General features: G+C 71.6%; 20 protein-coding genes. 8 read left to right on the top strand and 12 right to left on the bottom strand.

The genetic code is table 11. From position 1 onward, the window contains the following. Positions 1-63 precede the first annotated feature (63 nt). Together ACAV_RS01595 and ACAV_RS01590 are read left to right on the top strand one after the other, a co-directional pair. Positions 64-948 carry a LysR family transcriptional regulator gene (locus ACAV_RS01595; protein ID WP_013592837.1) on the top strand — a complete coding sequence of 295 codons (885 nt, stop codon included), beginning with the start codon at positions 64-66 and terminating at the stop codon, positions 946-948. A gap of 39 nt (positions 949-987) precedes the next feature. After that, on the top strand, positions 988-2,085 hold the full coding sequence (locus tag ACAV_RS01590) for an NAD(P)H-dependent flavin oxidoreductase (RefSeq protein WP_013592836.1): 1,098 nt from the start codon (positions 988-990) through the stop codon (positions 2,083-2,085). Here the strand turns inward: ACAV_RS01590 and ACAV_RS01585 are convergent. The 4 genes from ACAV_RS01585 to ACAV_RS01570 are packed head-to-tail and all read right to left on the bottom strand — an operon-like array spanning position 2,063 to position 6,624. Beyond that, positions 2,063-3,094 carry a glycosyltransferase family 32 protein gene (locus ACAV_RS01585; protein WP_013592835.1) on the bottom strand — a complete coding sequence of 344 codons (1,032 nt, stop codon included), beginning with the start codon at positions 3,092-3,094 and terminating at the stop codon, positions 2,063-2,065. The two genes, ACAV_RS01590 and ACAV_RS01585, sit on opposite strands and share 23 nt — an antisense overlap. Then, positions 3,091-4,152: a glycosyltransferase family 2 protein gene (locus ACAV_RS01580; RefSeq protein ID WP_013592834.1), complete on the bottom strand. Its 1,062-nt coding sequence runs from the start codon at positions 4,150-4,152 to the stop codon at positions 3,091-3,093. Before ACAV_RS01580 ends, ACAV_RS01585 begins: the two co-directional genes overlap by 4 nt. Next, positions 4,149-5,312, bottom strand: a complete 1,164-nt coding sequence (locus ACAV_RS01575) for a glycosyltransferase (protein WP_013592833.1) — start codon at positions 5,310-5,312, stop codon at positions 4,149-4,151. The genes ACAV_RS01580 and ACAV_RS01575 overlap by 4 nt, the downstream gene beginning before the upstream one ends. A 10-nt stretch (positions 5,313-5,322) precedes the next feature. Continuing rightward, positions 5,323-6,624: an O-antigen ligase family protein gene (locus ACAV_RS01570; RefSeq protein WP_013592832.1), complete on the bottom strand. Its 1,302-nt coding sequence runs from the start codon at positions 6,622-6,624 to the stop codon at positions 5,323-5,325. A gap of 171 nt (positions 6,625-6,795) precedes the next feature. On the opposite strand from ACAV_RS01570, the gene ACAV_RS01565 reads away from it, so the two are divergent. Next, positions 6,796-7,785 (top strand): glycosyltransferase family 32 protein, encoded by a 990-nt coding sequence (locus ACAV_RS01565; protein ID WP_013592831.1) that lies wholly within the window; start codon positions 6,796-6,798, stop codon positions 7,783-7,785. 38 nt (positions 7,786-7,823) lie between these two features. Here the strand turns inward: ACAV_RS01565 and ACAV_RS01560 are convergent, their stop codons facing one another. The 4 genes from ACAV_RS01560 to radA form a co-directional block, all read right to left on the bottom strand. Then, a complete protein-coding gene (locus ACAV_RS01560) occupies positions 7,824-8,030 on the bottom strand; it encodes a zinc-finger domain-containing protein (protein WP_013592830.1) in 207 nt (68 codons plus the stop codon). A 41-nt stretch (positions 8,031-8,071) separates the two neighbouring features. Next, positions 8,072-9,010 carry a branched-chain amino acid transaminase gene (locus ACAV_RS01555; RefSeq protein WP_013592829.1) on the bottom strand — a complete coding sequence of 313 codons (939 nt, stop codon included), beginning with the start codon at positions 9,008-9,010 and terminating at the stop codon, positions 8,072-8,074. A gap of 43 nt (positions 9,011-9,053) precedes the next feature. Further along, the gene (locus ACAV_RS01550) at positions 9,054-9,527 is read right to left on the bottom strand and encodes a hypothetical protein (protein WP_013592828.1); all 474 of its coding nucleotides are present in this window, start codon (positions 9,525-9,527) and stop codon (positions 9,054-9,056) included. 82 nt (positions 9,528-9,609) lie between these two features. Then, positions 9,610-10,989 carry a DNA repair protein RadA gene (gene radA, locus ACAV_RS01545; protein ID WP_013592827.1) on the bottom strand — a complete coding sequence of 460 codons (1,380 nt, stop codon included), beginning with the start codon at positions 10,987-10,989 and terminating at the stop codon, positions 9,610-9,612. 272 nt (positions 10,990-11,261) lie between these two features. Here radA and ACAV_RS01540 point away from each other — a divergent pair, with 272 nt between their 5' ends. From ACAV_RS01540 to ACAV_RS01530, 3 genes are all read left to right on the top strand, one after another. Next, entirely contained in the window at positions 11,262-11,609 is a 348-nt protein-coding gene (locus tag ACAV_RS01540) for a hypothetical protein (RefSeq protein WP_013592826.1), read from the top strand. Positions 11,610-11,742: 133 nt separating this feature from the next. Then, positions 11,743-12,738 carry a 2-dehydropantoate 2-reductase gene (locus tag ACAV_RS01535; RefSeq protein WP_013592825.1) on the top strand — a complete coding sequence of 332 codons (996 nt, stop codon included), beginning with the start codon at positions 11,743-11,745 and terminating at the stop codon, positions 12,736-12,738. Continuing rightward, positions 12,735-13,352, top strand: a complete 618-nt coding sequence (locus tag ACAV_RS01530; protein ID WP_013592824.1) for a glutathione S-transferase family protein — start codon at positions 12,735-12,737, stop codon at positions 13,350-13,352. The genes ACAV_RS01535 and ACAV_RS01530 overlap by 4 nt, the downstream gene beginning before the upstream one ends. Before the next feature lie 294 nt (positions 13,353-13,646). On the opposite strand, the gene ACAV_RS01525 is transcribed toward ACAV_RS01530, so the two are convergent. Continuing rightward, positions 13,647-14,426, bottom strand: coding sequence for an IclR family transcriptional regulator (locus ACAV_RS01525; protein ID WP_013592823.1), 780 nt, complete (start codon positions 14,424-14,426; stop codon positions 13,647-13,649). 119 nt (positions 14,427-14,545) lie between these two features. Here ACAV_RS01525 and ACAV_RS01520 point away from each other — a divergent pair, with 119 nt between their 5' ends. Further along, on the top strand, positions 14,546-15,550 hold the full coding sequence (locus ACAV_RS01520) for a Bug family tripartite tricarboxylate transporter substrate binding protein (RefSeq protein ID WP_013592822.1): 1,005 nt from the start codon (positions 14,546-14,548) through the stop codon (positions 15,548-15,550). Between the two features lie 9 nt (positions 15,551-15,559). Further along, a complete protein-coding gene (gene fahA, locus ACAV_RS01515; RefSeq protein WP_013592821.1) occupies positions 15,560-16,825 on the top strand; it encodes a fumarylacetoacetase in 1,266 nt (421 codons plus the stop codon). 3 nt (positions 16,826-16,828) lie between these two features. Here fahA and ACAV_RS01510 read toward each other — a convergent pair whose 3' ends face one another. From ACAV_RS01510 to alr, 3 genes are all read right to left on the bottom strand, one after another. Continuing rightward, on the bottom strand, positions 16,829-18,424 hold the full coding sequence (locus tag ACAV_RS01510) for an ABC transporter substrate-binding protein (protein ID WP_013592820.1): 1,596 nt from the start codon (positions 18,422-18,424) through the stop codon (positions 16,829-16,831). Positions 18,425-18,565: 141 nt separating this feature from the next. Continuing rightward, positions 18,566-19,438, bottom strand: a complete 873-nt coding sequence (locus ACAV_RS01505; RefSeq protein ID WP_013592819.1) for a hypothetical protein — start codon at positions 19,436-19,438, stop codon at positions 18,566-18,568. Beyond that, complete coding sequence (alr, locus tag ACAV_RS01500; RefSeq protein WP_013592818.1) at positions 19,438-20,547, bottom strand: alanine racemase; 1,110 nt, start codon at positions 20,545-20,547, stop codon at positions 19,438-19,440. Before alr ends, ACAV_RS01505 begins: the two co-directional genes overlap by 1 nt. Between the last annotated feature and the right edge of the window lie 15 nt (positions 20,548-20,562).

Here is a 20,562-nt window from a genome sequence, read left to right as displayed (position 1 = left end):
TCCTCTTGTTTATTCTCTTTTTCAGATTACCATTCAAACAATCCATCTCTCAACAAGAATTTCATGGACCTGTCCGCCCTGGAAATCTTCCGTGCCGTCGCGGCCGAAGGCAGCGTCACCCGTGCGGCCGAGCGGCTGGGCCGGGTGCAGTCGAACGTGACCACCCGCGTACAGCAGCTGGAGGAACAGCTGGGCGCCACCCTGTTCCTGCGGGAAGGGCGGCGCATGGCCCTGACACCGGCCGGCACCTCGCTGGTGGCCTATGCCGACCGCCTGCTGGCGCTGGCCGAAGAGGCCCGCCAGGCCCTGCACCCCGGCACGCCCGTGGGCCGGCTGCGCCTGGGCGCCATGGAGAGCACCGCCGCCGCGCGCCTGCCCGCCCCCCTGGCCCGCCTGCACGCCCGATGGCCCGGCCTGCAGTTGGAGCTGCGCACGGGCGCGTCGCGCGACCTGGTGGACCAGGTGCTGGCGCACGCCAGCGACTGCGCCCTGGTCGCCTGGCCGCCGCCGGGGGTGGACCCGGAGGCGCCGGTGGATTGCACGCCCGTCTTCACCGAATCCCTGGTCGTTGCCCTGCCGGCCGGCCATCCGCCCGTGGCGCGCCCCGGCGACCTGCAGGTGGACACCCTCGCCGCCTTCGGCCCGGGCTGCACCTACCGCCGCATGGGCGAGGACTGGATGCGCGCGCAGAGGCACGGCGCAGCGCCCCAGGTGCTGGAGCTGGCCTCCTACCACGCCATCCTGGCCTGCGTGGCCGCCGGGCGCTGCGCCGGCGTGGTTCCGCAGTCGGTCATCGACCTGATGCGCGAGCCGCCCGCGCTGCGCTGGGTGCCGCTGCCCGACCGGGAGACGGTGCTGGTGCGCCGGCGCGGCTGGCACACGCCGGCCCTGGATGCGCTGCTGGACGCGCTGCGCGGTGCCCCGGCCAGTACATCGCCGGACGCCTGAACCGGCCATTCCCTGTTCCCCATCCACCGGAGACCCGCCATGCCGACGCCCGTCCTTTCCCCCCGCCGCCCCCCGCTGTTCGAGCGCCTGGGCATCGCCCTGCCCATCGTGCAGGGCCCCATGACCGGCGCCGACACACCCGCCCTGGCCGCCGCCGTGTCCGAAGCCGGCGGGCTGGGCACGCTGGGCTGCGGCATGCGCTCGCCCGCCGCCATGGCCGAAGCCGCCGCCGAAGTGCGCCGCCGCACGGCCCGCCCCTTCGGCATGAACCTCTTCGTGCAGGACACGCCCTCGCCCGACGCCGCCACGGTGCGCGAGGCGCTGGACCGGCTGGCGCCGCTGTACGCCGAATTCGGCCTGGAGCCCGCCGTTCCCGCGCAGTGGTGCGAAGATTTCGCGGCGCAGTTCGAAGCCCTGGTCGAGGCCCGCCCGGCCGTCGCCAGCTTCACCTTCGGCATCCTCGACGCGCACCAGGTGGAGCGGCTGCAGGCCGCGGGCTGCGTCGTCATCGGCACCGCCACCACCGTGGCGGAGGCCCGTGCCTGGGCCGACGTGGGTACCGATGCGGTCTGCGCCAGCGGGCTCGAGGCCGGCGGCCACCGCGGCACCTTCCTGGCCGACTTCGAATCCAGCCAGGTCAGCACGCTGGCCCTGGTGCCCCAGTGCGTGGACGCGCTGCGCATCCCGGTCATCGCGGCCGGCGCCGTCATGGACGGCCGCGCCATCGCCGCCGCGCAGACCCTGGGCGCCGAAGGCGTACAGATGGGCACGGCCTTCCTGTCCTGCCCCGAGTCGGCCATCGCCCCGGCCTACCGGGCGGCGCTGGCCCGGGCGGGCGAGACCAGCACCCGCCTCACCCGCGTGTTCTCGGGCCGTCCGGCCCGCGGCATCGTCAACGCCACCATGGAGCGGCTCGCCCCCTGGGAAGGCAGCGTGCCGGCCTACCCGGTGCAGAACGCGCTGATGGGCCCGGTGCGCAAGGCCGCCGCCGCCCAGGGCTGCGCCGATGCGGTGGCGCTGTGGGCCGGCCAGGGCGTGGCGGCGGTACGGCCGATGCCGGCGGGCGAACTGGTGGCGCTGCTCGCCAGGGAATGGCGGGCCGCGGTGGGCGGGGTCAGCGCGGGCTCGCCGGCGTGACGGCGGGGCCGGCCTCCGCCATGAGGTGCCGCGCGGCGATGCTGTCCGGCAGGTAGAGGCCCCGCGCCAGATAGTCGTCCAGCCGCCGGCGGTCGGGCGCGCGCAGCTTGATGAGGGGCGGCAGCGCTCCCGCAGGCCGCGAGAACAGCAGCCGCAGCTTGAGTTGCGTGCGCCGCCAGCGCCCGAGCATGTGGTAGTAGAACGGGCCGTCTTCCGCGCGGGCCAGCGCCAGCCGGTAGCCGCCGCGCGCGCGCAGGATGAACTGCAGCGCCAGGTGCATGCTGAGGTAGTCCGGCGCATCGATGTACTGCCGCACCTCCTCGTACACGCCCAGGGATTGCAGGTGGGCGATGTATTCGTGCCCCGTGCGGTGGATCACCTGGGTCGTGAACTCCTGCTGCAGGTCGGCGATGAAGCGGCTGCCCGGGGGCGCCGCCATGAACCAGTTCTCCACCACCGGGTAGGCCGCGTCGCGGGTATGGCGCCCGAGGTAGAAGCCGACGAAGTCGGCCGGGATGCGCTCCTGCTGCGCCAGCACCCAGTCCAGCGGCGCCGTGAGGATCGTGCTGGCATCCACCCAGATGCCGCCATGCAGCCGCAGCAGTTCCAGGCGGATCCAGTCGGCGCGCTTCGCGGGCGATACGCCGTCGAGCACCGCCGGGATGTCCGGCAGCCATGCCCCGACAGAGGCATCGTCCAGCAGGCGGATCTCGTAGCCCGGGCTGTTGCGCCGCCAGTTGGCGAAGCAGCGCTGGATCAGCAGCGGCGGAGTGGCCCCTTTCCAGTAGGCCCAGATGACGCGCGGAATGGGACGCCGGCCCTTCCCGGCTTCCCCGTCCTCGTCCGCCGGCATGCCCGGGGCGGGCGCGATGGCGTGCAGCGCGAATGGCGGCGGGGGGCAGGCCTCGAGACGGCGCGGCCACAGCCCGTAGAACCAGCGCAGGCCGCGCGCCAGCCAGAGTTCGCCATGCGTCTTGAGCGTGGGACGGGGAAGTGCAGGCAGGTTCATCGTGGGCGGAGCGCGTGGGCGCGCAGGAATTTCAGGCGCCGCAGCCACCAGCCGCGCTGCAGATAGGCACGCGCCAGGGCATCGGCCGGCAGCGGCGACACGGCGGCGAAGTCGGCGCGGATGCGTTCGGCGGCGGCATCCAGCGCCGCCGGGTCGGCTCCGGGCTGGCCCGCGGCGCGAGCCACCACGCGCATGGCACCCGTGAGATTGCGCGCGCTCTGGTGGGCCAGGGCGAAGCGCAGCGCCGCGTCCCCGGCTTCGGGCCGGCCGCGCAGCGCTTCGCTGAAAGCCAGCAGCGCGGCGGACTGGTCCAGGGCCTTGGGCAGCGTCATGGTGGCCAGGATGCTGCCCCCGCGCTGGCGGTAGGCCACCCAGGGCCGGGGCGCATGCCAGTAGCTGCGGGCGCCCAGCAGCGCCAACGGCATGGTGGCCATGTCCTCGAAATACCGGCCGGCCGGAAAGCGCACCGCATCCGGCCAGAGGCCGCGGCGCGTGATCTTGGACCAGGCATGCAACTGCCCGGTGGACAGCAGCCCGGCCAGCAGTTCCGGCCCGCCAGGGCGCAGCGTGGCATGCGGGCCGTCGAAGCTGCCCCGGTGGCCTTCGCCGCGCAGGCGGTGCTTCAGGCGCGGGCGCTCGCGCCACACGGCGAAGTCGCACAGCACGGCATCGGGCGCGTGCAGGCGCACCACCTCGCGCAGCCCCTCGACGGCGCCGGGCAGGAGCTTGTCGTCGGAATCGAGAAACCACAGATAGTCGCCCCGCGCCGCGCCGATCATCGTGTTGCGCGCGGCGCTCAGGCCCGCATTGCGCTCGTGGCGCATCAGCCGCAGGCGGCCGGGCCAGCGGGCATCCAGCGCGGCCATGATCTCTGCCGAGCCATCGGTGGAGCAGTCGTCCAGCAGCAGCACTTCGACACCCGCATCGGCCGGCGCCTGGGCCAGCACGGATTCGACGCATTCGGCCAGGTATTCGCGCACGTTGAAGACGGGCACCAGCACGCTGAGCCAGGGCGCGGCCCCCGTGCGGGCCGCCATCGGGGATGCCGGGAGCGTCATGGTGCAGCGGGCGCCTCGCGCAGCAGGCCTTCCAGCAGGGCTTCGTAGCGCGCCGTCATGGTGGGCAGGCCGTAGTGCGCCACGGCGTCTTCGCGCGCGGCGGCGGCCATGCGGGCGGCGGCATCGGCATCGGTCAGCAGCAGCGCGAGCGCATCGGCCAGCGAGGCGGCATCGCCCGGCTCGGCCAGCAGGCCCGTGCGGCCGGGAGCGATCACTTCCTGCACACCCACGACGCGGCTGCCCACCACCGCGCAGCCGGCGGCCATGCCTTCGATGAGCGACAGCGGCATGCCTTCGTAATGCGTGGAGAGCACGCAGATCCGCTGGCCCATCAGCAGCCCCGGCACGTCGGCGCAGTGGCCGATGAACTGCACCTGGGGCAGCAGATGCAGTTCGCGCGCCAGCCGCTCGGCCGCCTGTCGGGCGCCGGCTTTTCCGCCACCAGCCAGCCGCACGGGCGGAGTGAGGCCGCGATCGCGCAGCAGCGCCACGGCGCGCAGCAGCGTGGCATGGTCCTTCTGGCGGGCGAAGCGGGCGGCCATGACGATGCCGGGCTCGCGCGCGGCGAAGGGATGGGCGGCGGCCTGGGCGAAAGGCTCCAGTCGCACGCCGTTGGGAATGGCATGGATGCGGTCGGCCGGAAAGCCCCGCTCCAGCAGGGTACTGCGCACGCCTTCCGAAACGCCGACGATGGCCGCCGTGCGCCGTGCCAGCCAGCGCGCCTGCGCCAGCCGCCAGGCGGTGTAGCGCTCGCGGGAGTTGTGCTCCACGTGCACCAGCCGGGGCACGCCCGCGAGCAGGCCGGCATAGCGGCCCCAGAGGTGCTCGCTGAAACCGTGCGCGACCAGGATGTCCGGCCGCCAGCGCCGGCAGAGCGCCGCCAGCTGCCATACGGTGGCCGCATGCGCCCAGCCGGGCACCAGTTCCACCGCCAGGCCCTCGGCCCGCAGCGCCGCCACGCGCCCGGGCGTGGTCGTGCGGCGCTTGGAGCGCAGCGCCAGCAGGGCCTCGAAGCGGCCGGAGCCCGCATGCGCGCGCACCAGATCGGCGGCCACCTGCGTGGCGCCGGAAAAGCCGCCGGTCACGAAATGCAGCACGCGCGGCCGCCGCGCGGACGGCATGCCCGCGGCCGGGGAGGCGTGGGGCGTGCGCACGCTCATGGCACGGGTTTCATGCCCTGGCGACCACCGCCGGCACACGCATGCCCAGCAAGGCCGCCCAGATCACCATGTTCATGAAGATGTAGAACATGATGCCGCTGTTGTGCGCGAAAAACACCTGCGTGAGCCCGAAGCCCGCATAGAGCAGCGGGATGCACACACCCGACAGCCGCAGCGCCAGCACCTGTGCACGCACCGGCTCGGGCTCGGACGCCACCGCGGCCATGCGGCGGCGGCTGGGCCAGAACAGCGCGAGCGGCACGCCGTAGAAGCACAGCAGGAGGACCACGCCCCCGATGCCGGTCTTGACGAAGACGTCCAGCGGCTCATTGTGGACATAGATGTACTCCAGGATCGAAGGCTCGTACTGCTTCGCGGCCACCCGCGCGGCTTTCTCCTGCATGTAGCCGGCCATGCCCCAGCCGGTCCAGGGCCGCTCCATGCCCACGTTCCAGGCGAAGCGCCAGTGCTCCAGTCGCTGGCCGACGGAGTTGTCGGCTTCGCCATGGGTGTCGTACTGCGTCACCTCTTCCTGCATCCGCTCCCAGCGCTTTTCCATCACGCCCCAATTCATGGCCGTGAGCACGGCCAGCGCAGTGACCAGCACGGCGGTGATCGCGGTGATCCGTCCCGGATGCAGGCGATGCAGCAGCCACAGGCCCACGGGCAGCGCCAGCAGCAGGGCCAGCCAGCCTCCGCGGGACTGCGACAGCACCGAGCCATTGAGGGCGCCGAGCGCGGCCACGACCGCCAGCCATGCGACCACGCGCGGAAGCTGGCGCCACAGGACGATCAGTTGCAGGGCCAGCATCGAACCCAGCAGCAACGCCAGGTTGCCCCACTGGATGGCGTTCGTGCGGCCGGTCGGGAATCCGGAAGCCCGCAGCGCGCCCTGCACATGCACCTGCCACAACGCCACCAGGCCCGCGCCGATGCAGCCCACGAGCAGCCCCCAGAACAGCGGGCGCGGCCGGGGCGGCTGCGAGGCGATGAACAGCCCGCAGACGGCGCCCAGCATGAACTTGATGGGGCGGTCCCACTGGCCCATGGTTTCGCGCGGATCAGACATCACGCACCACAGCAGCCCCATCGCGAAGGTCACCGCGACGAGGGCCAGGGTCCCCCGGTCGGGACGCACGCGCACCCAGCGGGGGAGCGTGGCCAGGGCCCCGAGCAGGAGCAGCACGGCCCCGTAGGAATAGCCGGAAGGCAGCGTCAGCGCCAGGGCCGGCACCAGGAACGCGGCGAGCGTCGTGAGGCGACGCGGCCAGGGGCCGGGCCCCAGCAAGGAGGAAAAGGCAGCGAGAGTCATCGGAAGGGCAAGGCGTGCTTCGCGGGCACAGGTACGGAAAAGGCGGCACGCATGGCGCAGGCCGCAGGATATTTATTCGGATGGTCTCTCCGCGGCGGATCGTAACGCAGCGCCGCGGTGCCAGAATGCCGACCGTCGCGCATCCGCGCAGTCCGGCCGCCACGGTATTCCATGACGCTTCGCATTTCTGCCCCCGCCCTGCGCGCGGCCTATCGCCTCGTGGCCTGCCTGCGCCCCCGCGGCAACGCACGCTATCCGGGCCAGCCGCAGGCCGTGCTGTTCGACGGCCAGCCCGGCGCCGCGCCCGCCGCTGCCGGCCAGCCGATCCCGCCACGCCTGTGGACATACTGGGATACCGAAACCGCCGATCCGCTGGTGGACCAGTGCATCGCCAACTGGCGCATCCACTGCCCGGACTTCGAGGTGCAGGTGGTCAACCGCCGCAACATCGGCGATTTCGTCGCGGCCGGCGACCTGCCGCCGGGCTTCGCCCAGCTGCATCCGACCAAGCAGTCGGACTGGGTGCGCCTCTACCTGGTGCGCCACCATGGCGGCTACTGGCTCGACGCCACCATACTGCTCACGCGGCCGCTGCACTGGATGGACGCGCTGCGGCAGTCGCGCGGCGCGGAATTCGTAGGCTTCTACCTGGGCGGGTACACGCATGACGAACGCTTTCCGGTGATCGAGAGCTGGGCCTTCGGCGCCCCCGCGCACGCGCCCTTCGTGACCGCCTGGCAGCAGGAGTTCCACCACGCGCTGGTCACCGCCGGCACCGACGCCTACCTGGCGCAGGTGCGCGGGCAGGACGATGCAGCCGCACGGCTGCAGGGCATCGCGGACCCGGCCTATCTGCTGATCCACGTGGCGGCCCAGCAGGTGCTGCGGCGGGGCAACGCCTTCCGGCTCGCACTCTTCAAGGCGGAAGACACGGCCTTCTTCTACCAGCAGGCCCTGCGCTGGAAGTGGTACCTGCTGTATCCGCGTCTGTGCCTGGTGCCGGCCGAGCCAGCGCCGGCGCCGCTCATCAAGCTGCGCGGCGGCGAGCGCCGGCATTTCTCGGAGCTGTTCGCCCGGCACGGCGGGCCGGCGGACGGCAGCATCTGGCAACAGGCCTGCGGCGCCGCGCCAGCGCGCGCCGGAGACGGCCCGGCAGCGTAGGGCCACGCACATCGGGGCCGCGCCAGGGCGGCCGCGGCTCAGTGGCCCGCGCGAACGGTTTCACCCGCCTTCAGGCGGTACACCGTGCCGCAGTAGGGGCACTTGGCCTCGCCCGTATGGGCCACGTCCAGGTACACCTTCGGGTGGGTGTTCCAGACCTTCATGTCGGCCTTGGGGCTCGGGCAGAAGACGCCGCCCTGCGGGTTCAGGTCCTTGGCGAGCAGTTCGATGATGGCTTGCGTCATGGTGGGGGTCGCGCTGTGCGGACAGGAGAGACAAAAAGGGGTCAGACCAGCGTGAGCCAGTGGGCGTATTTCGGATTGCGGCCGTTCACGATGTCGAAGAACGCGCCCTGGATCTTCTCGGTCACGGGGCCGCGGCTGCCCGCGCCGATGGCGATGCGGTCGAGTTCTCGGATGGGCGTGACCTCGGCGGCCGTGCCGGTGAAAAAAGCCTCGTCGGCAATGTACACCTCGTCGCGCGTGATGCGCTTCTGCACGAGTTCGATGCCGAGATCCTTGCAGATGTGCAGGATGGTGTTGCGCGTGATGCCGTTGAGCGCACCGGCCGACAGGTCGGGCGTATAGACCACGCCGTTCTTGATCACGAAGATGTTCTCGCCCGCGCCCTCGGACACGAAGCCGGCGGAATCGAGCAGCAGGGCCTCGTCGTAGCCATCTTCCGTGGCCTCCATGTTGGCCAGGATGGAGTTGGTGTAGTTGCTCACCGCCTTGGCCTGCGTCATCGTGATGTTGACGTGGTGGCGCGTGTAGCTGCTGGTCTTCACGCGGATGCCGCGCTGCATGCCTTCCTCGCCGAGGTAGGCGCCCCAGGCCCAGGCCGCGACCATCAGGTGGATCTGGTTGCCCTTGGGCGACACGCCCAGCTTCTGCGAGCCGATCCAGGTGAGCGGCCGCAGGTAGCAGGAGGCGAGCCGGTTCTCGCGCACCACGGCGCGCTGTGCCTCGTTCACCTCGTCCTGCGTGAAGGGGATCTGCATGCGCAGGATCTTGGCGCTGTTGAAGAGCCGCTCGGTGTGCTCCTGCAGGCGGAAGATCGCCGTGCCTTGCGGCGTCTGGTAGGCCCGCACGCCCTCGAACGCGCCGCAGCCGTAGTGCAGCGTGTGGGTCAGCACGTGGATCTTGGCGTCGCGCCAATCCACCATCTGGCCGTCCATCCAGATCTTGCCGTCACGGTCGGCCATCGAGGGAACTACGGGGCTCATGGGATTCCTTTTTCGGGGGCTTGCTGCCGCAAAACCGGCGATTTTACGGCGCGGACGGCCCCGCGGCAGGCGGCAGCGCATCGGAAGCGCCATCTGCCGCACCGCCGGCCCCGGCATCCGCCTGCGCCGCCGGCCGCACGAGCTCCCAGGCGGCGAGCCGGCCGCCGCGGAACTCGCAGGTCACGTGCGACTGCGTTCCGTCCGTCCAGCGGTAGCGCTCGGGCTCTTCGCCCTCGAGCGACAGCAGCTCGCCCAGCGAGCGCGTCATGGCCACCACGTGCATCAGGTTCACCCCTTCACGCAGGCGGGCGTTCAGCATCACGGCGCTGCCCACGTAGCCGATGGGCCGGTCGGCGGCCTTGCGCATGATGTTCATGAGCCGCGTGAAATGCAGCAGCGCCCACATGAGCAGCCCGCCGCCGACGGCGAAAACGCCCTGCCAGCCGTAGGAGCGGTAGGCCGCGATGACGAGCAGGGCGATGAGGACGGGAATGAAGAAGCGGCGCAGCAGGTTCATGCGCCGATTGTCGTCGGCCCGAGCAAGCCCCTCGCTGTGGATGGTGCTTACGCGGAAGGCACCGGAGGCGACCCAGGGGGGATCAAGTCAGGCCTCTGACGACTTCCATGGCCTCCTCCACCCGTTCCACTGCATGGATGGTCAGGCCCTCGATGGGCTTCCTGGGCGCGTTGGCCTTGGGCACCACGGCCACGGTGAAGCCCAGCTTGGCGGCCTCCTTCAGCCGTTCCTGGCCGCGCGGCGCAGGCCGCACCTCGCCCGCCAGCCCCACTTCGCCGAACGCGAGGAAGCCCTTGGGCAGGGCCTTCCCGCGCAGGCTGCTGGTGATGGCCAGCATCACCGCCAGGTCGGCCGCCGGCTCGCTGATGCGCACGCCGCCCACGGCATTCACGAACACGTCCTGGTCCATGCAGGCCACGCCCGCATGGCGGTGCAGCACGGCCAGCAGCATGGCGAGGCGGTCGCGGTCCAGGCCCACCGACAGGCGCCGCGGGCTGGGCCCGCCCTCGTCCACCAGGGCCTGGATCTCCACCAGCATGGGCCGCGTGCCCTCCAGCGTGACCAGCACGCAGCTGCCGGGCACCGGCTCGCTGTGCTGGCTCAGGAAGATGGCGCTGGGGTTGGTCACGCCCTTCAGCCCCTTTTCGGTCATGGCGAACACGCCGATTTCGTTCACCGCGCCGAAGCGGTTCTTGATGGCGCGCACCAGCCGGAACTGGCTGTGGGTGTCGCCCTCGAAGTACAGCACCGTGTCCACCATGTGCTCCAGCACGCGCGGACCGGCCAGCGCCCCTTCCTTGGTCACGTGGCCCACGAGGATGATGGACACGCCCGTGGTCTTGGCCGCCCGCGTGAGGTGCGCCGCGCACTCGCGCACCTGGGCCACCGACCCCGGTGCACTGGTGAGTTGGTCGGAATAGACCGTCTGGATCGAGTCGATCACGGCCACGGCGGGCTGCGTCGCCTCGACGGTGGCGAGGATCTTCTCCAGCTGGATTTCCGCCAGCACGTTCACCTGGCTGTGGTCCAGCCCCAGCCGGCGCGAGCGCAGTGCCACCTGCGCGCCGCTTTCCTCGCCCGTCACGTAGAGCGTGGGCAGGCCCAGGCGCTGCAGCGCGTCCAGCGCCTGCAGCAGCAGGGTGGACTTGCCGATGCCCGGATCCCCCCCGATGAGGACCACGCCGCCCTCGACCACCCCGCCGCCCAGCACCCGGTCGAGCTCCTCGATGCCGCTGGCGGTGCGCGCCACATCGGCGGCCTCGATGGCCGACAGGGGCGTCACCGCCTGCGACTGCGCCAGGCCCGCATGCTGCGGCGTGCTGTAGCGGTTCTTGCCCGGTCCGGACTCGGCGACGGATTCCACCAGCGTGTTCCAGGCCCCGCAGGCGGGGCACTTGCCGAGCCAGCGCGGGCTGGTGCCCCCGCATTCGGTACAGGTGAAAACGGTCTTGTCTTTGGCCATGGCAGAGGGAGCCCGCAGGATGCGGGCCGGGGAAAAGGAAGGTGCAGAGAGAGAGGAGCGAGACCCGGTGGTCAGCACGCCGCCAGGCATGCAGATGGGGCCGGCGATGCCGATTTTCAGGGGGCGCGCAGCGGGGGCCCGTACAGGAAAGCGGGGCAACCGTAAGCAAATGCGTCGTCAACCCTATCCTACTCCGCGCGGACGGCGGCCTCCCTAGGATGGGCCTCCCGGTGGCATGGCGCCGCCTTGTTCCTTCAACGGAGAACGAATCTATGACCAAGAACACCGCACTTTCCGCATCGCGCCGCTGGCTGGTGGCCGCCCCGATCGCGCTGGCATCGGTGCTGGCCCTGTCCGCCTGCGACCGCAACAAGGAAAGCAACGTGAACAACACGCCGGCCAGCACCCCGGCCCCTGCCACCGCGCCGGCGCCGACGACCACGCCGCCCGCCTCCGATGCGGGCACGTCGGGCTCCGGAAGCAGCTCCGGCGGCGCGGTCTTCGGAGGAACGGCCCCTGGCGCGGCGTCCTCCACCCCCTCCGGCGGTGCCGTCTTCGGCGGCACGGCGACCACGCCTCCCGCCTCCGCGGCATCCGGCGCCGCCAGCGCCGCAAACTGACGCCTCCCCATCCGCTGCGGGGCACGCGCCTCCCACCCGCAGCACAATAGCCTTCCCGGGCCCGGCGCATGGCTTTTCGTGCGCCGGGCCATTACGCGCCCACGGCGGCGCGATCCCGAGGAGGCAGGAGACGATGCAGGTTGCGATCTATGGTGCCGGCGCCATCGGCGGCTGGCTGGGCATGGCGCTGTCGCGCGGCGGTGCCGACGTGTCTTTCGTGGCGCGGGGCCCCACACTGGATGCCCTGCGCACCCACGGCCTGCGCTGCATCCGGCCGGACGGCACCTGCGAGGCCGCGTCCGTCGCGGCGCATGACGATCCGGCCGCGCTCGGTGCGCAGAACGTGGTGGTCCTGGCCGTCAAGGCCCCCGCACTGTCCGATGTGGCCGCGCGCATCGCGCCGCTGCTGGGCCCCGCTACCACCGTGCTCACGGCCATGAACGGCGTTCCGTGGTGGTTCCTGGAAGGATGCTCCGGCCCGGCGCATGGGCGGGAGCTGGCTTCCGTGGACCCGGGCGGATCGCTGGCACGCGCCATTCCCACCGAACGGGTGGTCGGCGGCGTGGTGCATGCCAGTTGCTCGCTCGATGGGCCCGGCATCGTGCGGCAGCATTTCGGCAACCGGCTCATCCTGGGCGAGGCCGGCGGCGGCATCACCCCGCGCCTGGAGGCGCTCTCGGCGCTCATCGCCCGCGGCGGCATCGAGGTGGAACAGTCCCCGCGCATCCAGCAGGACATCTGGTTCAAGCTGTGGGGCAACATGACGATCAACCCCATCAGCGCCCTGACCGGCGCCACCACCGACCGCATCCTGGAAGACGACCTCGTGCGCGGCTTCGTCTCCGCCGTGATGCTGGAGGCCAAGGCCATCGGCGATCGCCTGGGCCTGCACATCGACCAGCAGCCCGAGGACCGGCACGCGGTGACGCGCAAGCTCGGCGCCTTCAAGACCTCCATGCTGCAGGACGTGGAGGCCGGCAAGCCGCTGGAGATCGACGCCCTGGTGGGCGCGGTACATGAACTGGGCCGTGCCACCGGCGTGCCCACGCCCCACACCGATGCGCTGCTGGGCCTCGTGCGCCTGTTCGCATCCAACCGCCTCTCCATCCGCAACGAAACCCGACCATGACCCCTGCCCTCACCCTCTACTACACCCCCGGCACCTGCGCGCAGGCGGTCCGCATCGCCTTGCATGAAGCCGGCGCGGAGCACCGCCTGGTGCGCCTCGATTTCCCGGCCGGCGAGCAGCGCAGCCCGGAATACCTCGCGGTCAACCCCAAGGGCCGCGTGCCCGCGCTGGTCACCGAAGAGGGCACGCTGACCGAGACACCCGCCCTGCTCGCCTATGTGGCGCAGCGCTTTCCGCAGGCGCGCCTCGCGCCCACCGATGCCTACGGCTTCGCGCGCATGCAGGAGTTCCACAGCTACCTGGCCTCCACCGTGCATGTCGCCCATGCGCACCGCCCCCGCGCGATCCGCTGGGCCGACGAGCCCGAGGCCATCGCCGCGATGCAGCGCAAGGTGCCGCAGAACATGACCGAGTGCTTCGAGATGATCGAGCACCACACCCTCGGCGACGGTCCCTGGGTGATGGGCGACCAGTACACGGTGGCCGACGGCTACCTGTTCACCGTCGCCGGCTGGCTGGCCAGCGACGGCGTGGACATCGCGCGCTTTCCCAAGGTCCACGCTCACTCTCAGCGCGTGGCGGCGCGCCCGGCGGTGCAGCAGGCATTGGCCTGAAAGAAATGACACCCCCCTGAGCGGCTGCGCCGCTCCACGCGGCCGCCAGAGGCGGCTGCCCTTCGTGCACGTCCAAGCCTGCGCAGGCAGGCTCGGAGCCGCGGCACTCAGCCCCCGCTCTCGCCGTACTGCGTACGGCGGGCAGGGGGACGACGTCAGTGGCCCGGCAAAGCCGGTTCCACGGCGTCTGCTGGCATGGCCTGCTCCGCGGCCATCGGAGGGGTGGCGCCGTGCCGGCTTCCATGGAACGCGGTGGCACGAGGTGCACACGGGGGATGCGCCACGTCGTGCGCATCACCGCAGCGCGGCCTCGTCGCTCCACGCGAAGCGCACGCGCGGCTCGATCTGCGCGATCTCCGCGCGCAGCAGCGATGCGAGGCGGGCGGCCTCGCGCTGCGTGAGGCGCGCGACGGTGGTGGACAGGCTCACGGCCGCGAAGGCGCAGCCGCCCGGGTCGCGCACGGCATGGCCCACGGCGGCGGTGTTGGTGTTCAGGCAGCCGCCGCTGCGGGCATAGCCCAGGGCGCGCGTCTGCGCGATGAGGATGCGCAGCGACGGCACGTCGAGCCCGCCGTAGCGCCCGAGCACTCCGGCATGGGCGGCGAGCGACGCCTCCACACGGATATCGTCCTGCGCGGCGAGCAGGGCCAGGCCCGCGGCGCCCACGCCCAGCGGGCGCCGGCCGCCCACGGTGACGGACAGGGGCGGATCGAGCCGCTGCGCATGGGTGTGGTCATGGCAGACGGCCTCGATGCCGCTGCGCACGAACAGGTAGGCGGCGTAGCCCGTGGCCTCCGCCAGGCGGCGCAGGGAGGCCGCGAAAAGCGGCGCCACGTCGTGCCGCGCACGTGCTGCCAGCCCCACCTCGTAGGCCAGCCGGCCCAGCACGTAACCGCGCCCGTCGGGCAGCAGCGTCACGAGGCGCGCCTGCGCTAGATCGCGCAGCAGGCGGTGCACGGTCGGATGGGGAATGCCCGACTGGCGGGCGATGTCCGACAGCGAGAGTCCTCCCGCGTCGTAGCGCGAGAGCTGGTCGAGGATGCGCAGGACGCGGTCGAGCACCACGGTGGTCATGGCGCCAGCATACCCGGCTGGGAATGGAATCCCGCGGCTTCTTGTCCACACCGTGGACAAACCGCTGGCGCGGCCGGGAAGGCTGGCAACAATCGCGGCAACCACCACCAGGAGACAGCATGCGTTCCATCCCGTCCGATTCCCCTGCCATGCCGCGCCGCGCGGCGATGGGTGCCGCCGCGGCCCTGCTGCTGGGCGCCGCCTGCGCCCCCCTGGCCGCGCAGGAGGCATTCCCCTCCCGCCCCATCCGCTTCATCGTGCCCTACGCGGCAGGCGGCACCACGGACCTCGTGGCACGCACGGTGGGCGCGCGCATGGCGCAGACGCTGGGCCAGCCCGTCGTCATCGACAACCGCGGCGGCGCGGGCGGCAACATCGGCATGGATGCGGTCGCCAAGGCCGCGCCCGACGGCTACACCGTGGGCATGGGTGCGATCTCGACCAACGCGCTGAACCCGCACATCTACAAGAAGATGCCCTTCGACCCGCGCAAGGACTTCACTCCCGTGGGCCTGCTGGGCCAATCGACCATCGTGCTGGAAGCCGGCCCCGCGCTGCCCGTGAAGAACGTGGCCGAACTGATCGACTACGCACGCAAGCACCCCGGCCTGCCGTTCTCCACCGCGGGCGCGGGCACGTCCATGCACCTGGCCGGCGTGCTGTTCGGGCAACTGAGCAAGACCGAATGGACGCACGTGCCCTACAAGGGCAGCGCCCCGCTCATCACCGACCTGATCGCAGGCCAGGTGCCCGTGGCGTTCGACAACCTGCCCGCATCGCTGCCGCACATCCAGGCCGGCAAGCTGCGGGCGCTGGCCGTGGCCGGATCGCAGCGCTCGCCGGCCCTGCCCGACGTGCCCACCCTGGCCGAGGCGGGCCTCGCCGGCTATGCGGTGGAGCCGTGGTTCGGGGTCTATGGCCCCGCCGGCATGCCGGCCCCGGTGGTGCAGCGCCTGGACAAGGCCCTGCAGGAAGCACTGGCCGACCCCGCCGTGAAAGACCGCCTGCAGGCCGCCGGCTTCACGCCCCGCGGCTCCTCCGCGGCCGAACTGGGAGCGCTGACGCTGCGCGAGTACGACCGCCTGGGCCAGGTGGCCCGCAAGGCCGGGATGACCGTGGACTGAGACACAGCCATGCCACAGCACACCGACGCCACCCACGCCCCATCCCTGCGCAGCTGGGTCGAATCTGCCAACGCCGCGGGCTGCGACTTTCCCATCCAGAACCTGCCCTTCGGCCGCTTCCGCGCGCAGGACGGCGGCGCCCGCATCGGCGTGGCCATCGGCGACCGGATCCTGGACCTGCAGGCCGCGGGCCTCGTGGCCGGCGACGACATGAACGCGCTGATGGCCGCAGGGCCGCAGGCACGCCGGGCCCTGCGGGCGCGCCTTTCGCAGGGCCTCGCCGCCGGCAGCCCGCAGCAGGCCGCCTGGAAGGGCGCGCTGCTGCCCCAGGCGGGCACCGGGATGCTCGTGCCCTGCCGCATCGGCGACTACACCGACTTCTACACGAGCGTGCACCACGCCACCAACGTGGGCCGCCAGTTCCGTCCCGACAACCCGCTGCTGCCCAACTACCAGTGGGTGCCCATCGGCTACCACGGCCGCGCCTCCTCCATCGGCGTGAGCGGCGCAGCAGTGCGGCGCCCCCGCGGCCAGCTCAAGGCCCCCGATGCCGCGGCGCCCGTGCTCGCGCCCAGCCGGCGGCTGGACTACGAACTGGAACTGGGATGGTTCATCGGTGCGGGCAACGCACAGGGAGAGCCCGTCGGCATCGGCGAGGCCGAGGACCACCTGTTCGGCGTCGCGCTCTTCAACGACTGGAGCGCGCGCGACATCCAGGGCTGGGAGTACCAGCCTCTGGGCCCGTTCCTCTCGAAGAATTTCGCGAGCACGCTCTCGCCCTGGGTGGTGACGCTGGAGGCCCTGGCTCCGTTCCGCGCGCCCTTCACGCGGCCGCAGGAGGATCCACAGCCCCTGCCCTACCTGGACTCACCCGCCCACCGCGCCTCGGGTGCCTTCGACATCACGCTGGAAGTGCTGTTGCAGACGGAGCGCATGCGCGCGCAGGGCCTGCCGCCAGTGCGGCTGTCACGCACCGGCACCGCGCGCGCTGCCTACTGGACGCCCGCGCAGCTGGTGGCGCACCACACGGTGAACGGCTGCAACCTGCAGAGCGGCGACCTGCTCGGCTCGGGCACGCTGTCCGGCCCCGGGCCGCAGGAGGCCGGCTCGCTGCTGGAACTGGCCGCGGCCGGTCGCCAGCCCGTGCGCCTGCCCACGGGCGAGGAGCGCAGCTTCCTGGAGGACGGCGACACGGTCACGCTGCGCGGCTGGTGCGAGCGCGAGGGCGCGGTGCGCATCGGCCTGGGTGAGGCCAGCGGGACGGTCACCGGCTGACGGTCAGTTAGCCACCTTCAGCACGCGCCAGTCGATGCGGTTGTCGGCACGGTGCGGCAGCTCCACCTTCTGCGTGGCGGCCCAGGGGATGATCTGGTTGTAGAGCGGGATGTGCGAGATGAGCTCGTGGTCCTTCAGCAGCGCCTGCTCGATGAGGCCGTTGCGCGTGGCCGGGTCCGTCTCCTTCTTGATGCGCTCGATCAGCGCGTCCTGCTGCGGATCGGAAAAGCGGCCCAGGTTGAAGTTGCCGTCGCCGCCCGCGCCGGGCGAGCGGACCAGCGACTGCAGCGAATAGAACGCATCGAAGGTCGGCACGCCCCAGCCCAGCAGGTAGATGCTGGCCTCGTTGCGCTGGATCATCGGGAAGTACGTGGAAAACGGCTGGGTGCGCAGCTTGGCGCGCACGCCCACCTTGGCCCATTGCGCCGTGATCGCCTGGCAGAGCTGCTCGTCGTTCGTGTAGCGTCCCGCGCTGCACGCGAAATCGACCTCGAAGCCCTGCGGATAGCCCGCCTCGGCCAGCAGCTTCTGCGCGGCGGCGGCGTCGTAGGGCCAGCGCACGTCGGCCTTCTGCGTCCAGCCGTTCACCTGCCGCGCGATCAGCGCGCCGGTGGGCTGCGCGAGGCCGCGCAGCGTCACGCGCTGGATGGCCTGGATGTCGATCGCCTGGTAGAGCGCGCGGCGCACGCGCACGTCCTTGAGCGGGTTCCTGCCCTTCACGTTCGATCCGGGCAGTTCCTCGCGGAACTGGTCCAGCCCCAGGAACAGCGTGCGGTTCTCCGGGCCTTCCAGCACCTTGAAGCCCGGCGTCTGGCGCACGCGGGCGATGTCCTGCGGGCTGGGATCGAGCACGAAGTCCACCTCGCCCGACAGCAGCGCCGCGGTACGGGTCGCATCGGACTTGATCGGGGTATAGACCACATCGGTCACGTTGCCGGCGAATTTTCCCTTGCCCCACCAGTAGGGGTTGGCCGCGAGCACGGTGCGCTGGTCGGGCGACCACGACTTGAGCACGAACGGACCCGTGCCCAGCGCGTTGCGGTGCGTATAGGGCTCGTCGCTGGTCTTGATGTCCTTGGGGGTGGTCGCGTTGTTCTTCTCGGCCCAGGGCTTGCTCAGGATGCGCAGTTCGGTGAGCTGGTTCACCAGCACCGGGTTGGGCACGTCCGAGAAGATGTCGATGGTCTGCGCGTCCACCACCTGCACGCGGTCGATGCCCTGGGCATAGACCGCATAGTTCGACGTCCTGGCCTTCGCGCGCTCCAGCGAGAACTTCACGTCCTCGGCCGTGAGCGGCGAGCCGTCGCTGAACTTCACGCCCTGGCGCAGCGTGACGCGCAGCTGCGTCGGGCTCACCTGCTTCCAGGCGGTGGCCAGCTGCGGCTCGGGCTTGAAGGTCTTGCTGTTGTATTCGACCAGCGTCTCGTACACCGCCGAATGCAGCACATTGTTCGGGCCCACGTTGTGCGCATGCACGTCCCAGGTGGTCACGTCGGCCGACCGGGCGAAGCGGAAGGTGGCGGCCTGCGCGGCCAGGGGCAGGGCTGCCGTGAGCGAGGCCGCGAACGCGGCCGCCAGGAGGGTGCGGGAAAATCGCATGGTGGTGTCTTCTTCTCGAATGGGGCTGCTCCGCAGCGAGGGTGCCACTATGCCAAGCCGGCCGTACCCGCAGAACGACTTTGTGGTTGTATCGATATGCGGGGCCGCGTGCGCAGCCCGCGCCCATCCCGCAACGCAGGTTCAGCGGTGGCCGCCCTGGAGCATGCGCACCGCCTGCGGCAGCGACCGCGCCTCGGGCAGTAAGCGGTCGAGCGCGGCCCCTAGCACCACGGCGCACAGCAGCGCGCCCAGCAGGGGCTTCCAGGTGAGGCGCACGGCGGCCGCGAGCCAGCCCGCGCGCTCCACGCCCATGGCAGCGCGCGCCGTGGCATAGGAGAACGCCAGCTCCACCGCCACGGCCAGCAGCACGTCGAAGCCGAAGTACAGCAGCGCGAGCGCCCCCGCCCCGAACAGCACGGCCGCGCCGATGAGGAAGATCGCCACCACGGGCACGACCACCACCGCGCCCTCGTCGGCCTCGGCGGCGGCGCCCAGGGCGTTGCCCGCCATGTCGCCCAGGGCGTCGCCGAAATGGCCATCCGCCCCGGCCCCCGCGAAATCGCCGCCGCCGGACTGCGGCAGCGTGGGCGATCGCCCGCCGGCACTGCGCACGGCCCGTGCGGCCAGGTCGCCGGCGTCGTACAGGGCGTCGGCCACGTCGAGCACATCCACGCCGCTGGAGGCATCCACATCCTCCTCGCTCCGGTTCCGCGCGCTCCGGGCAGGCAACCGCACGAGCCGCGCAGCCCAGAGCCGCAGCACCAGCAGGTAGGCGACATAGCCCGCCCCGAGCGTGGCCAGGTAACGCACGGCGAGCGACTCCACGCCCAGCACCATCTGCGTGTGCGAAACCGCCCACATGAAGGCCATCATGAAGGCACCGATGCACCAGCCGTGCACTCGCAACTGGTAGCGGCTGAGCAGCGAAGCCTCCAGCGTGCGCCCGGGCGTGCGCACGCGGCGCCAGTTCGATCCCCCGGCGCGCTGGCCGGGCCGCGTACGCCCGGCGGGCATCAGTCCACCACCACCGGCACCCGCGGCGCCAGGGCGCACATCAGCTCGTAGCCCACGGTGCCGGCCGGCTGTGCCACATCGTCGATGCATAGCACGGCCCCGCAGGACGCCCGGCCCCAGAGCGTGGCCTCGCTGCCCACGCCCGCCTCCACGCCGGCCTCGTGCAGCGGAGAGAGATCCACGGTGATCATGTCCATGCTCACCCGGCCCACGGTGCGGGTGCGCACGCCGTTCACCAGCACCGGCGTGCCCGTGGGGGCATGGCGCGGATAGCCGTCGGCATAGCCGCAGGCCACCACGCCGATGGCGAGCGGCCGGTCCGCCGTGAAGGACGACCCGTAGCCCACCGTATCCCCTGCCTGCAGCTGCTGGGTGCCGATGATGCGCGCCGACAGCGTCATGGTGGGCGCGAGGCCCCAGTGCGCAGCCGTGTGTTCGGGGTGGTCGGCGGCGCTGCCATAGAGCACGATGCCCGCACGCACCCAGTCGCCGCGCACCCGCGCGTCGCCACCGGCATGCCGCAGGGTGGCGGCGCTGTTGCTGACCGTGCGCTCGCCCGGCAGGTCCTGCGTGGCGGTGCAGAAGGCTTCGATCTGGTGGGCGATGCCGCGCGGCCCGTCGGCGTCGCTGAAGTGGGTCATGAACGAGATTTCGTCCACCTGCGGCAGCGCATTCAGGCGTGCCCAGGCCGCCCGGTAGCGCGCCGGCGGGAAGCCCAGGCGGTTCATGCCCGAATTCATCTTGAGGAAGACCCGGTGCGGCGCATGCGTCTTGTGCGCGGAAAGCCAGTCGATCTGCTCGTCGCAATGCACCACGTGCCAGAGCGACAGGCGCGAGCACAGTTCCAGGTCGCGCGGCTCGAACACCCCCTCCAGCAGCAGGATGGGTCCCCGCCATCCCAGCTGGCGCACCCGCTCGGCCTCGCCCAGGTCCAGCAGCGCGAAGCCGTCCGCCCCGCGCAGCCCTTCGAACGCGCGCTCGATGCCGTGGCCGTAGGCATTGGCCTTGACCACGGCCCACACGCGGGCGTCAGGCGTGGCGGCACGGGCGCGTGCCAGGTTTTGCTGCAGTGCAGCAGTGTGGATCGTGGCTCGTATGGGGCGCGGCATGGAGGCTGGACGGCA

It is taken from the genome of Paracidovorax avenae ATCC 19860 (genome assembly GCF_000176855.2).
In the GTDB taxonomy this organism is placed as follows: Bacteria; Pseudomonadota; Gammaproteobacteria; order Burkholderiales; family Burkholderiaceae_C; genus Paracidovorax; species Paracidovorax avenae.
The sequence above is the reverse complement of the archived record's forward strand: the minus strand, read 5'-3'. Positions and strand labels throughout refer to the sequence as shown.